Source organism: Variovorax sp. F042 (assembly GCF_057814215.1).
Window position 1 is genome coordinate 34,735 of the sequence record NZ_JBVASX010000011.1, and the last position, 14,219, is coordinate 48,953.

Genomic DNA, 14,219 nt, shown 5'->3' on the forward strand with positions numbered 1-14,219 from the left:
TCAGACTCCTGCGGCAGTGGCCGGGGTCGCGTGGGGCATCACGCTCCAGACGCTGGTTTCTTCCAGCGACAGGGCGTCTTCGGCGCGGGTTTCGAGCCAGAGGCGCTGAATGAGGTTCTGCGCCACCTGCAGCCGGTAGTCGGCCGATGCGCGCATGTCCGACAGCGGTTTGAAGTCTTGCGCCAGCGCGAGCCTGGCGGTGGCCACGCTGGCCTGCGTCCACGGCTTGCCGACCAGTGCGGCCTCGGCGTTCGCGGCGCGCTTGACGGTCGCAGCCATGCCGCCGAAGGCCAGGCGCACGGCCTTCACCGTGTCGCTGCCGGCTTCGAGCTCGATGGCGAAGCCCGCGCACAGCGCCGAGATGTCGCAGTCGAAGCGCTTGCTGATCTTGTAGGCGCGAATCTGGCGGCGCAGCGCGGCATGCGGAACGGCCAGCCCCTGGACGAATTCGCCGGGCTGCAGCTGGTTCTTCATGTAGTCCAGATAGAACTCGGGCAGCGGCATGCGGCGCACCACATCGCCGCGGCGCAGTTCGATCTGCGCGTCGAGCGCCATCAGCACCGGCGGCGAATCGCCGATGGGCGAACCGTTGGCCACGTTGCCGCCCATGGTGCCTGCGTGGCGGATCGGCGGCGAGGCGAAGCGCAGCCACACCTCGGCCAGGCTGGGCACGCGCTCGACCAGTGCGGCGAAGGCGGATTCGAGCGAGGCGCCGGCGCCAATGTAGAGCTCGCCGCCTGCATTGTTCGGGCGATCTTCGATCGTCTTCATTTCGGCCACGTCGCCCACATAGATGATGTCGCCCAGGTCGCGGAACTGCTTGTTGACCCAGAGGCCGACGTCGGTCGAACCGGCCAGCAGCTGGGCGCGCGGCTTCTGTTCGCGCAGCGCGGCAAGCTGGGCCAGGGTCTTGGGGGCGTGGAAGTGGTCGATGCGAGCCCCCAGCGGGGCCGCGTAGTTCAGGTCCAGGCCATCGTTCTGCAGGGCGGTGAGCGCTGCGACCACGGGCTGGGTGTCGAGGCGAACCGAAGGCAGGTCGAACATGCGCTGGCCGGCATCGAGGATCGGCCGGTAGCCGGTGCAGCGGCACAGGTTGCCGGAGAGGTCGTCGGCCAGCTGCTGGCGGGTGGGCTGCGTGCCTTCGGCCTGGTGGTGCTCGTAGGTGGCCCACAGCGACATCACGAAGCCGGGCGTGCAGAAGCCGCACTGGGAGCCGTGGCAGTCGACCATGGCCTGCTGGACCGGGTGCAGCGTGTGCACGGGGTGCTTCTTGCAGATGTTGCTGTCCTGTGCCTTGGCCTGGCACTGGGTCTGCGCCTTGAGGTCTTCGACCGTGAACAGGGCCTTGCCGTGCAGCGTGGGAAGAAACTGGATGCAGGCGTTGACCGTCTGCAGGTTCAGGCCGCCAACGGCGCCCGGGGCGTTCGGGTCGGTTGCGAGTTCGCCGATGACGACGGTGCAGGCGCCGCAGTCGCCTTCGTTGCAGCCTTCCTTGGTGCCGGTGCAGCGGGCGTCCTCGCGCAGCCAGTCGAGCACGGAACGGGTCGGGTGGACGCCGGTGACGTCGACGATCTTTCCGCGATGGAAAAAGCGGATCGGGTGAATCTGGCTGCTACTGCTGCTGTCGGTGCTCATGCTTTTGGGCTCGTGGGGGACCCGTCGTGGGTCAGTCATGGACGTTAGCGGCTTGTTCGGCGTCGTGCATACGGAGGGGCCCATAACGCGTATGTGGGGGTCGGTATGCCACGTACGGGGAAACCCTTGCGCATGCGCTGCAATTACCGGGCCACACACCGGGCGGTGCGGTGGCCCGGGCGGTGGTCAGCCGTGCGCGATGGCCACCCACGCGGAGGCGATCAGCGTCGAGCCCGCCGCTGCGAGCAAGCCGCCGACCAGCCACTTCAGCGTACGCGGCCGCAGCTTGTTCGGCAACCGGTGGTGCACACGCGTCACCCCGTAGACCACCGGCATCGCGCACCCGGCGAGCAGCGCCGCATGCCACGAGAAGTGGCCCGTCGGCACCACGATCACCAGCCGCACGAGCGAGTTGAACGCGAACATCAGCAGCAGCGCGCGGCGCACCAGCTCGCGGTCCAGCGGTTGGCGGTACATATGGAAGACGATGGGCGGCCCCGAGCTCGAGAACAGCCCGCCCAGCACACCCGACAACCCGCCGATGACGGCAAAGCTCGTGCGCCCCGACACCACCGGCAGCGGCTTGCCCTGCAGCACCAGCAGCACGGCGCAGCCCAGGATCGACACGCCCAGCAGCCCGCGCAGCCAGTTGACCGCCCCGCCACTGAGCCACGTGAGCAGCATCAGGCCCACGATCACGCCTACCGTGCTGCCATTGAGCGCCGGCTTCATCAGCTGCCAGGGCACCACGCCGGGCCGGGCGCGGAAATACGTCCACGCGTTGATCAGGCTCAGCACCGTGGCGGCGTTGGCGGTGTCGCTCACGCTGGCGATATGGAACACCGACACCAGCCCGAGCAGGATGAGGCTGAATGCAAAACCGGTCAGGTTCTGCGCATAGGTGGCGAGCGCCACGCAGGCCATGAAGACCAGCACGGGGCCGGCCTGGGAAAGAACTTCTTGCACCGGCTGCGTCTTCAGAGTGCGGGGGAAAGGGGAAGCAAAACGAACATTCGAAAGCAATCAGGGCAACGGGAGGCGCAGAGGCGGCGGCCACCCAAGAATAACCGCGCGCCAACTCACGAATTCACGGCTTCTCCGAGAAGAGCTCGACGATGACCTGCCTGAGCCACCGGTTCCCCGGATCGGCCTCGAAGCGCTTGCTCCAGTGCAGCGACACCGTGAAGTCGCGCAGCGGAAACGGTGGCTCGACGATGGCATACCCCCCCTCCTCAGCAAAGCCGCGCGCAATGTTGCGCGGCATCACCACCGCCAGATCGGTAGCACGCACGATCGCCGGCAGCACCATGAAGTGCTCGGTAGTCAGCCGCAGCCGGTCTTCGAGGTTCAGCAGCTGCAGGATGCGCAGGGTGTCGGCATGCGTACGCACCGCCACGTACTCGAGTTCCTGCAGGGCCTCGAGCAACGCCTGCCCGCTGCGCCGCCGCTTCACGAAGGGATGATCCTTTCGCAGCAGCACGATGTAGCGGTCCTTCAGCAGCTGCGTACTCTGGGTGTCCTTCACGCGCGGCAGGAAGCCGAAGGCGAAATCGACCTTGCCGCCATCCAGGCCGGTGGCAATGTCGCCCGGCGCCAGCGGCATGGTCTCGACCCTCACCCCGGGCGACAACTCTCGCAGCCGCGCCATCAGCGCCGGCAGGAAGCGCCCTTCGCCGATGTCGCTCATGTGAATGCGGAAGGTCTTGCGCGACACCAGCGGCTCGAAGTGGTCGGACTCGTGCAGCGCTTCTTCCAGCACGCTCAGCGCCGCCTGCACGGCCACCGCCAGCCGGTCGGCGCGCGGCGTTGGCGCCACGCCGCCGGGGGCGCGGGTGAAGAGCGCATCGGCAAGCAGCAGCCGCAGGCGGCCCAGGCCGTGGCTGGCTGCCGGCTGCGTGAGGCCCAGCGATTCGGCGGCGCGGCTCACGTTGCGCTCGCGGTAGACCGCGTCGAACAGCCGCAGCAGATTGAGGTCGAGCGTTTCCATATGCATGCCATTCATATTACTTAGCTCGATTATTTTATTGAACGCTGCAGCAGCGCCACGCACACTGGCGGGCGCTGTCCGGATCGCCCCCGCGACCGGACAGCCCCACGACAAGAAGGAGACAAGACATGGCCCCGATTCGTGCATTCGGCGCGTTCCGCGCGCATGCGGCGCTCGCCGCCCTTCTCTGCGCAGCCGTTACCGCATGGGCCCAGCAGCCGCCCACCGAAGAGCCGGGCTGGGCCAAGGGCAGGCCGAAGAACGAAGCCGCCACGCGCATGGCGCCGGTGCCCTCCTTCCCGATTCCGACCGCGGCCGACCAGTTGCCGACGGCCAAGTTCAAGCTGCCGCCCGGCTTCAAGGTCGAGACCTGGGCCTCGGGCGTGCTCGACGCGCGCGAGCTGCGCCAGGGCGCCAAGGGCACGGTGTTCGTGAGCACGCTCTTCGTGGGCAACAAAGTCTATGCAATTGCCGAGAAGGGCGACCGCAAGCCCAGGACCATCATCGACAAGACCGAGTTCGCCACCGGCATCGAGTTCTACAAAGGAGCGCTCTACCTCGCGACCCACAAGCAGATCGTTCGCTACGACGGCATCGAGGACAAGCTGGACAACCCCGGCACGCCCGTGGTGCTCAACGACAAGCTGCCCGGCGGGCAGGACCACAGCTGGCGCTACCTGCGCATGCACGACGACAAGCTCTACTACGCGGTCGGCGCGCCCTGCAACCTGTGCGAGCCCGACGACGCGCACGCGCGCATCTTCCGCATGAACCCCGACGGCAGCGGCATCGAGACCGTGGCGCGCGGCGTGCGCAACACGGTGGGCTTCGACTTCGATCCCAAGACCGGCAACCTCTGGTTCACCGACAACGGCCGCGACTGGCTCAGCGAAGACCTGCCGAACGACGAGCTGAACGTGGTGACCAAGCCCGACCAGCACTTCGGCTACCCGTACTGCCACCAGGGCAACATCGCCGACTCCGAATTCGGCTGGGGCAAGAGCTGCAACGACTACGTGAAGCCCGCCGCGCTGCTCGGCCCGCACGCCGCCGCGCTGGGCCTCACCTTCTACAAGGGAAAGATGTTCCCGGCCAAGTACCGCGGCGCCATGTTCATCGCACGCCACGGCCCGTGGAACCGCACCGCCAAGTACGCCGACATCGCGGTCGCCTGGCCCGACGGCAAGGGCGGCGCGAAGGTCGAGCCCTTCATGACCGGCTTCGTCGAGAACAACACCTACCTCGGCCGGCCGGTGGACTTCCTGGTGCTGAAGGACGGCTCGATGCTCGTGAGCGACGACCACGCCGGCGCGATCTACCGCATCAGCTACGGCGGCCGATGACACCAGCGGGCCTTCTCTTTCGACACGCGATGGCGGCAATGATCATGGCGGCGGCAGCATCGTCGGCCGGTGCACAGGGCACGCAGGCGGCAAAGGGCGGCTACGCCCAGCGCTACGCCGAGCTCTGCGCCTCATGCCACGGCGCCAACGGCCGCAGCGACATGGCAGGCACGCCGGTGCTCGCGGGGCAGCATTCGTTCTATGCGATCACGCAGCTGTATCTCTTCCGTGAAGGCCGGCGCGACAACCCCGCGATGACGGCGGTGGCCAAGACCATGAAGGACGATGACCTGCGCGGCTTCTCCGATTTCATCGCCACCCTGCCCGCGGTGCCTCCCCCGCCGCCTGCCGCGCCGGCCGACGCGGCGCGCATGGCGCGCGGCCAGGCGCTGGCGCAGGAACATCGCTGCCTGCTCTGCCACGGCGCCGACCTGAGCGGCGGCCAGCAGGTGCCGCGCATCGCACAGCAGCACGAGGACTATCTGCAACTGTCCCTGCAAGGCTTTCGCACGGGCAAGCGCCCGGGCTACACCCAGGCCATGGGCGAAGCGGTGGGCCGCGTTCCACCGGAAGACCTGGACACCCTCGCCTACTACGTGGCGCGCTTTCCCGGCGCGGCGCCCAATCCGCCTCCCAAATAAACGCCCTCTTCCGGCGTGCAGCACCGGCGGATGCACGGTGCCGGCACTGCGCACCCCGAACCCTCCCCCCCAACGAACATCGGAGCCGAATCTCTTGGAAGTCTCATTCAGCAAGGAAGTGGAAATGCTGCGTCTCGGCGCAGGCGACACCTTTCACGGCGAGGGCATCCTCGCGATCACCAAGGGCCTGCTGCAATCGGGCGTGGCCTACGTCGGCGGCTACCAGGGCGCGCCGGTGTCGCACCTGCTCGACGTGATGGTCCAGGGCAAACCCTACATGGACGAGCTGGGCGTGCACGTGGAGGCCTGCTCCAACGAGGCCTCGGCCGCGGCAATGCTCGGCGCGTCCATTCACTACCCGCTGCGCGGCGCGGTCACGTGGAAGTCCATCGTCGGCACCAACGTGGCGGCCGATGCGCTGTCGAACCTGTCCTCGCCGGGCGTGACCGGCGGCGTGCTGATCGTGGTGGGCGAGGACTACGGCGAAGGCGCCAGCGTGATCCAGGAGCGCACGCATGCCTACGCGCTCAAGTCGAGCATGTGCCTGCTCGACCCGCGGCCCGACCTCGGCGTGATGGTGCGCATGGTTGAAGAAGGCTTCCGCCTCTCCGAAAGCTCGAACATGCCCTGCCTGATGGAGCTGCGCATCCGCACCTGCCACGTGCGCGGCAGCTTCGAATGCAAGGACAACATGGCGCCCGCCATTTCGACCCGCGCGCTGATGACGGAGCCGGCGGGCTTCGACTACATGCGGCTCGCGCATCCACCCGTCACCTTCCGGCACGAGAAGCTCAAGGGCGACGAGCGCATTCCAGCGGCGCGGCGCTACATCGTCGAGCACGGCCTCAACGAGCTGATACCGGGCCAGCGCCACGCCGACCTTGGCATCGTTGTGCAGGGCGGGCTCTACAACGCGCTGATCCGCAGCCTGCAACAGCAGGGGCTGGCCGATGCCTTCGGCGAGACGGACATACCGATCCTCGTGCTCAACGTCACCTACCCGCTGGTACCTGAACAGGTCGCCGACTTCTGCGTAGGCAAGCGCGCGGTGCTTGTGGTGGAAGAAGGCCAGCCCGAGTACATCGAGCAGGACATCGCCACGCTCCTGCGCCGGCGCGACATCCAGACGCCGCTGCACGGCAAGGACATGCTGCCGTCGGCGGGCGAGTACGGCGTCGAGGTGCTGTCGGGCGGCATCGGCACCTTTGCCGCGAAGTACATCGAAGCAAGCGAAGCCTCGTCTTCGGCGCAGGCCTGGCTGGCCGGCAACCGCGAGCGCCGCGAAGCCGTTGCGCGCAGCCTGAGCGCGCCGCTGCCCAACCGGCCGCCGAGCTTCTGCATCGGCTGCCCCGAACGGCCTGTGTTCTCAGCGTTGAAGCTCGCGCAGCAGGAAACAGGGCCGGTGCACATCGCGGCCGACATCGGCTGCCATGCCTTCGGCACCTTCGAGCCGTTCTCGATGGGCCACTCCATCCTGGGCTACGGCATGAGCCTGGCGAGCCGCGCGGGCGTGGCGCCGATGATGAACCGCCGCACGCTGTCGATCATGGGAGACGGCGGCTTCTGGCACAACGGGCTGCTCACGGGCGTGCAGAGCGCGCTGTTCAACGGCGACGACGCGGTGCTGCTGATCTTCAAGAACGGCTACACCTCGGCCACCGGCACGCAGGACATCATCTCGACGCCCGACGACGAGATCAAGGAGCGCGCCGTCGACAAGCAGCAGAGCCTGGTCGACAAGAACCAGACCATAGAAGACACGCTCAAGGGCCTGGGCGTGAAGTGGATGCGCACCGTCACCACCTACGACGTGGAGCGCATGCGCAAGACGCTGACCGAGGCGCTCACCAGCGATTTCAACGGCCTGAAGGTGGTGATCGCCGAGGGCGAATGCCAGCTGGAGCGCCAGCGCCGCATCAAGCCGTGGATTGCCGGGTTGCTGAAGAAGGGCGAGCGCGTGGTGCGCGTGAAGTACGGCGTCGACGAGGACGTGTGCAACGGCGACCACGCCTGCATCCGCCTGTCGGGCTGCCCGACGCTCACGCTCAAGGACAACCCCGATCCGCTGAAGGTGGACCCTGTCGCCACCGTGATCGACGGCTGCGTGGGCTGCGGGCTGTGCGGCGCGAATGCGCATGCGGCCACGCTGTGCCCGAGCTTCTACCGGGCCGAGGTGGTGCAGAACCCGAAGTGGCATGAGCGACTGCTGCACGGGCTGCGCGGTGCGGTCGTTCGCGCGCTGCAACCGGCGTGAGGAGCGAAGGCATGGAACAGAACCGCCCCCTCACCCTGCTCGTCTGCGCCCTCGGCGGCGAAGGCGGCGGCGTGCTGACCGAATGGCTGGTCGACATCGCACGCCACGCCGGCTACGCGGCGCAGAGCACGTCGATTCCCGGCGTGGCACAGCGCACGGGTGCCACCACCTACTACCTCGAAGTGTTCCCGGTGCCGCTCGCGCAGCTCGGCGGCAAGCGCCCCGTGTTCAGCCTGAGCCCGGTGCCGGGCGCGCTCGACGCGATCGTCTCGTCGGAGCTGCTGGAAACCGCGCGGCAGATCGGCAACGGCATGAGCGCGCCGCTGCGCACGCTGGTCATCAGTTCGTCGGCGCGCATCTTCACGACGGCCGAGCGCATGGAGCCCGGTGATGGCCGCGCCGACGCGCAACGACTTCTCGACGTGGTGAAGGCCTTCAGCCGCGAGCACCATGTGTTCGACATGAACGCCATTGCGCGCGACAGCGGCACGGTGGTCAGCGCAGTGATGCTCGGCGCCATCGCGGGCAGCGGGCTGCTTCCGTTCCCGCGCGAGGCCTACGAGCACGTTGTGCGCGGCGGCGACACGAGCGCGCCGGACAAGCTCGGCAAGATGGCCGCCGCCAGCCTGCGGGGCTTCGCGGCAGCCTTCGACGCGGTGAGCGCCCCGCGCGCACAGGCCGCCTTCGTCAGCAGCGTGCTGGCCGGAGACACGAGCGACGCACCACCGCCAGCCAGCGCCCTGCCCGCCGACCTCGCGCGGCGCTTTCCGCCGGCCGTGCACGACATGCTCACGCTCGGCCACGCCCGCGTGCTCGACTACCAGGACGCCGCCTACGCCGCGCTCTACACCGAACGCCTGAGCCGCGTGCTGGACGCAGAGCGCGCCGCCGATCCGGCCGGAGCACATGGCTTTGCCATCACCCGCGAGGCCGCGCGCTGGCTCGCGCTGTGGATGGCCTTCGACGACATCGTGCGCGTGGCCGCGCTCAAGGGCCGCGCGAGCCGCGCACAGCGGGTGCGGCAGGAAGTGCGGGCCGGCGATGAAGACATCGTGAAGGTCTACGACCACTTCAAGCCAGGTGCCGCCGAGTTCGCGGCGCTGCTGCCTCCTTCGCTCTCGCGCCGCGTGACGGCATGGGACCGGGGCCGGCAGGCGCGCGGCCTCGCGCCGTGGGCGCTGCCGCTGAAGGTGGGCAGTCATTCGGTGTTCGGCATGGCCTCGCTGCGGCTGCTGGCCTCGCTGCGCTGGCTGCGCCGCCGCGGCAGCCGCTTCGCCGAAGAACAGGCGCTCATCGAACGCTGGCTCGCCGCCGTGGAAGCCGGCACGCGCGAAGCCTGGACGCTGGGCCACGAACTCGCGCTGTGCGGGCGGCTCATCAAGGGCTACGGCAGCACCAACGAACGCGGCAAGGACAACCTGCTGCACGTGACCGACCACCTCGCCGCACAGCCCGGCGTGGCGCCGGCCGATCGCGCGCTGGCCGTGGCCGCCGCGCGCACGGCCGCACTGGCTGACGACGCGGGCAAGGCGCTCGATGCCGCACTGGTCGAGCATGGCGCGCCCGCACGCCCCATCAAGGCCCAGCCCATCCGCTGGATGAAGCGCAAGCCGACCGGCGGCGCCTGAGACGGAAGGCGCCCACGATGACGCAGCTGCTCAACGTCGAGGACTACCGCCGCCGCGCACGGCGCGTGCTGCCGCGACTGGTGTTCGACTATGTCGACGGCGGCGCGGAGGACGAACGCTGCCTGCGGCGCAACCGCGATGCGCTCGAAGCATTGCCGCTGATTCCGGAGTGCCTGCGCGACACGCATGCGATGGACATCGGCATCGAACTCTTCGACCGACGCTGGCGTGCGCCTTTCGCGGTCGCGCCCATCGGGCTGGCCGGCCTTGTGCGCCCGCGCGCCGATGCCCTGCTGGCCAGCGCCGCGCAGGCCGCGCGCGTGCCCTTCATCCTCTCGACCGCATCGAACACCCGCATCGAGGACGTGCGCACTGCCGCCCCCGACGCCACGCTATGGATGCAGCTCTACGTGATGGGCGAGCGCGCCATCGCCGAGCGCATCGTGCGCCGCGCGCGCGCCGCCAACTTCGAGGCGCTGGTGCTCACGGTGGATGTGCCCGTCGGCGGCTTGCGCGAACGCGACCTGCGGCACGGCTTTCGCGTGCCGATGCGCCTCACGCCCGGCACGGTGTTCGACATGGCGCGGCACCCCGCATGGCTGCTGCGCCTGGCGCGCGGTGGCATGCCGCAGTTCGCGAATCTGCTGCCAGATGACGACGACGCACCGGTCTCAGCGCAGACGCAGGCCGCGCTGCTCTCGCGCACCATGGACCGCACGCTGACATGGGAAAGCCTCGCGTGGCTGCGCAAGCTCTGGGACGGCCCGCTGCTCGTGAAGGGCCTGCTCGGCGCGGAAGACGCGCGGCGCGCGGTGCGGCATGGCGCGGACGGCATCGTGGTCTCGAACCACGGCGGACGCCAACTCGATGCGGCACCGGCCAGCATCGCGGCGCTGCCCGCCATCGCCGATGCGGTCGGCGGGCGCATCCCCGTGCTCATGGATGGAGGCATCCGGCGCGGGAGCGACGTTGTGAAGGCGCTCGCACTGGGCGCGCGTGCGGTCCTCGTCGGCCGCGCACCCGTCTACGGACTGGCCTGCGACGGCGAGCGAGGCGCACTGTCGGTGCTGCAACTGCTCGCGCAGGAGACCGAACGCACGATGACGCTGCTCGGCGCCGCGCATGCACGCGAGCTCGGGCCGCGCCATGTCGACCGGCCCACGCCGCGTTCGCTCGACGAACAGAACGGCTCCACACAACGAACTCCGGAAAGCACGCGCGGGAAACCCTCCATTTACCCCGCACGCGCGCCTGCCTAGGCTCACCGGACTCGACGATTTCACACGCTACCCATAACGAAGGAGACCATGCAAACCACGCACCGCCCCCGCCGCCTCGGCAAACCACGCCCGCAACGCGTCGCTCGCCGCATCCAGCCCCTTGCCCTGCTCGCAGCCTGCGCCGCGCTCGTCGCGGGCACGCCCGCCGTGCAGGCGCAGGACAAGCCCGTGCAGCTCAAGCTGTCGAGCTGGGTGCCCGCGCAGCACCCGCTCAACCCCGCGCTGCAGGCCTGGGCCGACGACATCAAGAAGGAATCGGGCGGCACCATCACCGCCATCCTGTTTCCGTCGGAGCAGCTCGGCAAGGCCTTCGACCACTACGACATGGCGCGCGACGGCATCGCCGACTTCTCGTACGTGAACCCCGGCTACCAACCGGGGCGCTTCCCGGTGATGGCGGGCGCGTCGCTGCCCTTCCTGTTCGCCAACGGCAAGGAGGGCTCGGCTGCCATCGACGCCTGGTATCGCAACTACGCGGCCAAGGAAATGAAGGACGTGAAGTACTGCTTCGCGTTCGTGCATGACCCAGGCACCTTCCACTCGCGCAAGAAGATCACCGTGCCCACCGACGTCAAGGGCATGAAGGTGCGCCCGGCCACCAGCACCGTGGGCCAGCTCATCACGTCGCTGGGCGGCACCAACGTGCAGGCCTCGGCGCCCGAGTCGCGCGACATGCTGGAGCGCGGCGTGGCCGACGCCATCACCTTCCCGTGGGGATCGATCGGCCTGTTCGGCATCGACAAGGTGGTGAAGTACCACATGGACGCACCGCTCTACGTCACGCCCTTCGTGTGGGTGATGAACAAGGGCAAGTACGACGCCATGTCCACCGCGCAGAAGAAGGTGATCGACGACCACTGCACCAGCGAATGGGCGCAGAAGGTGGCCGGCCCGTGGGCCGACTTCGAGTTTGCGGGGCACGCCAAGATGGCGGCGCTGTCGGGGCATGAGATCTACAAGCTCACGCCCGAGCAGCTCGATGCATGGCGCAAGGCGGCAGCGCCTTCGGAGGCGCAATGGGCCGAGAGCGTGAAGAAGGTGGGTGAAGACCCGAAGGCCATCATGGATGCACTGAAGGCCAGCCTCGTCAAATACAAATCGGCGCTCTGAGCGATGGCTACACGGTCCGCCAGCTATATGGACCGCGCGATCAACACGATCGAATGGCTTGCCGCCATCTTCGTGGGGATCGTCGCGCTCAACATCTTCGTGGCCGTGGTGCTGCGCAAGTTCTTCGACACCTCGATCCCGGACGCATACGACTTCGGCCGCATGCTGCTGGGCATCCTGATCTTCTGGGGCATTGCGGCCACCAGCTACCGCGGCGGCCACATCACGGTCGACCTCGTGTGGACAGCGGCGGGCCCGCGCATGAAGCGCGTGATCGACGTGTTCGCCACGCTGGTGCTGCTGTTCGTGGTGGCGGTGCAGACCGCCATGCTGTTCGACAAGGTGCGCGGCACCTACGTCGACAACGTGCAGACCTACGACCTCAACATTCCGACCTGGCCCTTCTACGCGGTGGCCTGGGCCGGCGACGTGTGCGCGGTGCTGCTGATCGCCATCCGCACCTACAGGCTGATCTTCCATCCCGAGCAGCTCGAAGAAATCCACCCCGAACATAAGGCTGATGAATGAGCCCCGATGCAGTTGCCATCCTGGGCTTCGTCGCCCTCTTCGTGTTGATGTTGTTGCGCGTGCCGGTCGGCATGGCGATGGGGCTGGTCGGCGTGGTGGGCTACAGCTACCTCGTCGGGCCCGGTCCCGCGCTGAAGCTGGTGGGCCAGACCTCCATGCGCACCGTGACCGACTACACCTTCGGCGTGATCCCCATGTTCATGCTGATGGGCGCGCTGGTATCGGTGTCGGGTGTGAGCCGTGAACTCTTCAAGGCTGCGAACTCGATGATCGGCCACCTGCGCGGCGGGCTCGGCGTGGCCACCGTGGTGGCGTGCGGCGGCTTCGCGGCAATCTGCGGCTCGTCGGTAGCCACGGCCGCCACGTTCTCGGCGGTGGCGTATCCGGAGATGCGGCGCTTCAACTATCCGCAGTCGTTTTCCACCGGCGTGATTGCCGCGGGCGGCACGCTGGGCGCGATCTTGCCACCATCGACCGTGCTGGCGGTGTACGCCATCCTCACGCAGCAGGACATCGGCAAGCTCTTCATGGCGGGCATCGTGCCCGGCATCCTCGCGATGGCCATGTACGTGCTGACCATCGCGATCATCGTGAAACTGCGGCCCGACTGGCTGCCCGGCGGTGAGATCAAGCCGTGGTCGGAGCGCCTGAAGGATTTGAAGAACGTGTGGGCGCCGCTGGTGCTGTTCGTGTTCGTGATCGGCGGGCTCTACGGCGGCTTCTTCACACCGACCGAAGCGGGCGGCGTGGGCGCGAGCGGCGCGTTCATCCTCGGGCTGGTGCGGCGCAAGCTCGACGGCCCGAAGATCCGCGAGGCGCTGCTGTCGGCCACACGCACCGCGGCCGCGGTGTTCACGGTGCTGATCGGCGCGCTGCTGTTCGGGTACTTCCTCACCATCACGCAAAGCCCGCAGAAGCTCACCGAATTTCTCACCGGGCTGGGCATCGGGCGCTACGGCGTGCTCGCGCTCATCATGCTGATGTACCTGGTGCTGGGCTGCCTGATGGATGCGATGGCGATGATCATCCTGACCGTGCCCATCATCTACCCGGTGATCGTGCACCTGGGCTTCGACCCCATCTGGTTCGGCGTGATCATCGTGATGACGGTGGAGCTGGGGCTCATCCATCCACCGGTGGGGATGAACGTGTTCGTCATAAAGAGCGTGGTGAAGGACGTGAGCTTCACCACCATCTTCAAGGGCGTGCTGCCGTTCATCGTGACCGACATCGTGCGGCTGGTGATCCTGATCGCCTTCCCCATCATTGCCCTGTGGCTGCCGACGAGAATGGGCTGATGAGCAGCATCAAAGAAATCGTCTACACCGCACGCGTCGAATTCGGCGATTGCGACCCCGCCGGCATCGTCTGGTTTCCCAACTTCTTCCGCTGGATCGATGCGGCCTCGCGCCACTTCTTTGCCGAGTGCGGCGTGCCGCGCTGGGAGGAAACAGCCAAGACGCTGGGCGTGATCGGCACGCCGCTGGTCGACACGCACACGCGCTTCGTGAAGGCCGCGAGCTATGGGGACACGCTGCAGATTGCGGTGCGCATCACCGAGTGGCGCGACAAGAGTTTCGTGCAGACCTACCGCGTGACGCGCGGCGAAGACCTGATCCTCGAATGCGAAGAGGTGCGGATCTTCGGCGCGAAACGCGAGGGCGGCGGCATCCGCGCGGTGCCGATTCCGCCGGACATTCGCGCGCTCTGCGCGTAGCGCCGGCCAGCGCCGCCGGTTAATTCCTTGGACCTCATTCGCCGCGGCTTCGCGCTCCGTGAAGCCTTTCAGTACCCTTTCATTTCACACGCCTCG

12 protein-coding genes are annotated in these 14,219 nt (G+C 67.9%); 9 read left to right on the forward strand and 3 right to left on the reverse strand.

From position 1 onward, the window contains the following. From xdhA to ACZYSP_RS26520, 3 genes are all read right to left on the reverse strand, one after another. Complete coding sequence (xdhA, locus tag ACZYSP_RS26510) at nucleotides 1–1,635, reverse strand: xanthine dehydrogenase small subunit (protein ID WP_489017510.1); 1,635 nt, start codon at nucleotides 1,633–1,635, stop codon at nucleotides 1–3. A gap of 186 nt (nucleotides 1,636–1,821) precedes the next feature. Continuing rightward, a complete protein-coding gene (locus ACZYSP_RS26515) occupies nucleotides 1,822–2,601 on the reverse strand; it encodes a sulfite exporter TauE/SafE family protein (RefSeq protein ID WP_093058845.1) in 780 nt (259 codons plus the stop codon). Nucleotides 2,602–2,722: 121 nt separating this feature from the next. After that, entirely contained in the window at nucleotides 2,723–3,628 is a 906-nt protein-coding gene (locus tag ACZYSP_RS26520) for a LysR family transcriptional regulator (protein WP_371127415.1), read from the reverse strand. A gap of 122 nt (nucleotides 3,629–3,750) precedes the next feature. On the opposite strand from ACZYSP_RS26520, the gene ACZYSP_RS26525 reads away from it, so the two are divergent. From ACZYSP_RS26525 to ACZYSP_RS26565, 9 genes are all read left to right on the forward strand, one after another. Continuing rightward, nucleotides 3,751–4,965, forward strand: coding sequence for a PQQ-dependent sugar dehydrogenase (locus tag ACZYSP_RS26525; RefSeq protein WP_489017513.1), 1,215 nt, complete (start codon nucleotides 3,751–3,753; stop codon nucleotides 4,963–4,965). 29 nt (nucleotides 4,966–4,994) lie between these two features. Beyond that, nucleotides 4,995–5,606: a c-type cytochrome gene (locus ACZYSP_RS26530; RefSeq protein WP_489017515.1), complete on the forward strand. Its 612-nt coding sequence runs from the start codon at nucleotides 4,995–4,997 to the stop codon at nucleotides 5,604–5,606. 94 nt (nucleotides 5,607–5,700) lie between these two features. Then, nucleotides 5,701–7,860 (forward strand): thiamine pyrophosphate-dependent enzyme, encoded by a 2,160-nt coding sequence (locus ACZYSP_RS26535; RefSeq protein ID WP_489017517.1) that lies wholly within the window; start codon nucleotides 5,701–5,703, stop codon nucleotides 7,858–7,860. Between the two features lie 11 nt (nucleotides 7,861–7,871). Next, nucleotides 7,872–9,488, forward strand: a complete 1,617-nt coding sequence (locus ACZYSP_RS26540) for an indolepyruvate oxidoreductase subunit beta family protein (protein ID WP_489017519.1) — start codon at nucleotides 7,872–7,874, stop codon at nucleotides 9,486–9,488. Nucleotides 9,489–9,505: 17 nt separating this feature from the next. Then, nucleotides 9,506–10,747, forward strand: a complete 1,242-nt coding sequence (locus ACZYSP_RS26545) for an alpha-hydroxy acid oxidase (protein ID WP_426389720.1) — start codon at nucleotides 9,506–9,508, stop codon at nucleotides 10,745–10,747. 48 nt (nucleotides 10,748–10,795) lie between these two features. Continuing rightward, nucleotides 10,796–11,878 (forward strand): TRAP transporter substrate-binding protein, encoded by a 1,083-nt coding sequence (locus ACZYSP_RS26550; RefSeq protein ID WP_256216980.1) that lies wholly within the window; start codon nucleotides 10,796–10,798, stop codon nucleotides 11,876–11,878. 3 nt (nucleotides 11,879–11,881) lie between these two features. Next, nucleotides 11,882–12,406, forward strand: a complete 525-nt coding sequence (locus ACZYSP_RS26555) for a TRAP transporter small permease (protein ID WP_489017522.1) — start codon at nucleotides 11,882–11,884, stop codon at nucleotides 12,404–12,406. Next, nucleotides 12,403–13,704: a TRAP transporter large permease gene (locus ACZYSP_RS26560; protein ID WP_093058852.1), complete on the forward strand. Its 1,302-nt coding sequence runs from the start codon at nucleotides 12,403–12,405 to the stop codon at nucleotides 13,702–13,704. The genes ACZYSP_RS26555 and ACZYSP_RS26560 overlap by 4 nt, the downstream gene beginning before the upstream one ends. Next, on the forward strand, nucleotides 13,704–14,123 hold the full coding sequence (locus tag ACZYSP_RS26565; protein ID WP_489017524.1) for an acyl-CoA thioesterase: 420 nt from the start codon (nucleotides 13,704–13,706) through the stop codon (nucleotides 14,121–14,123). The genes ACZYSP_RS26560 and ACZYSP_RS26565 overlap by 1 nt, the downstream gene beginning before the upstream one ends. Nucleotides 14,124–14,219: the final 96 nt, after the last annotated feature.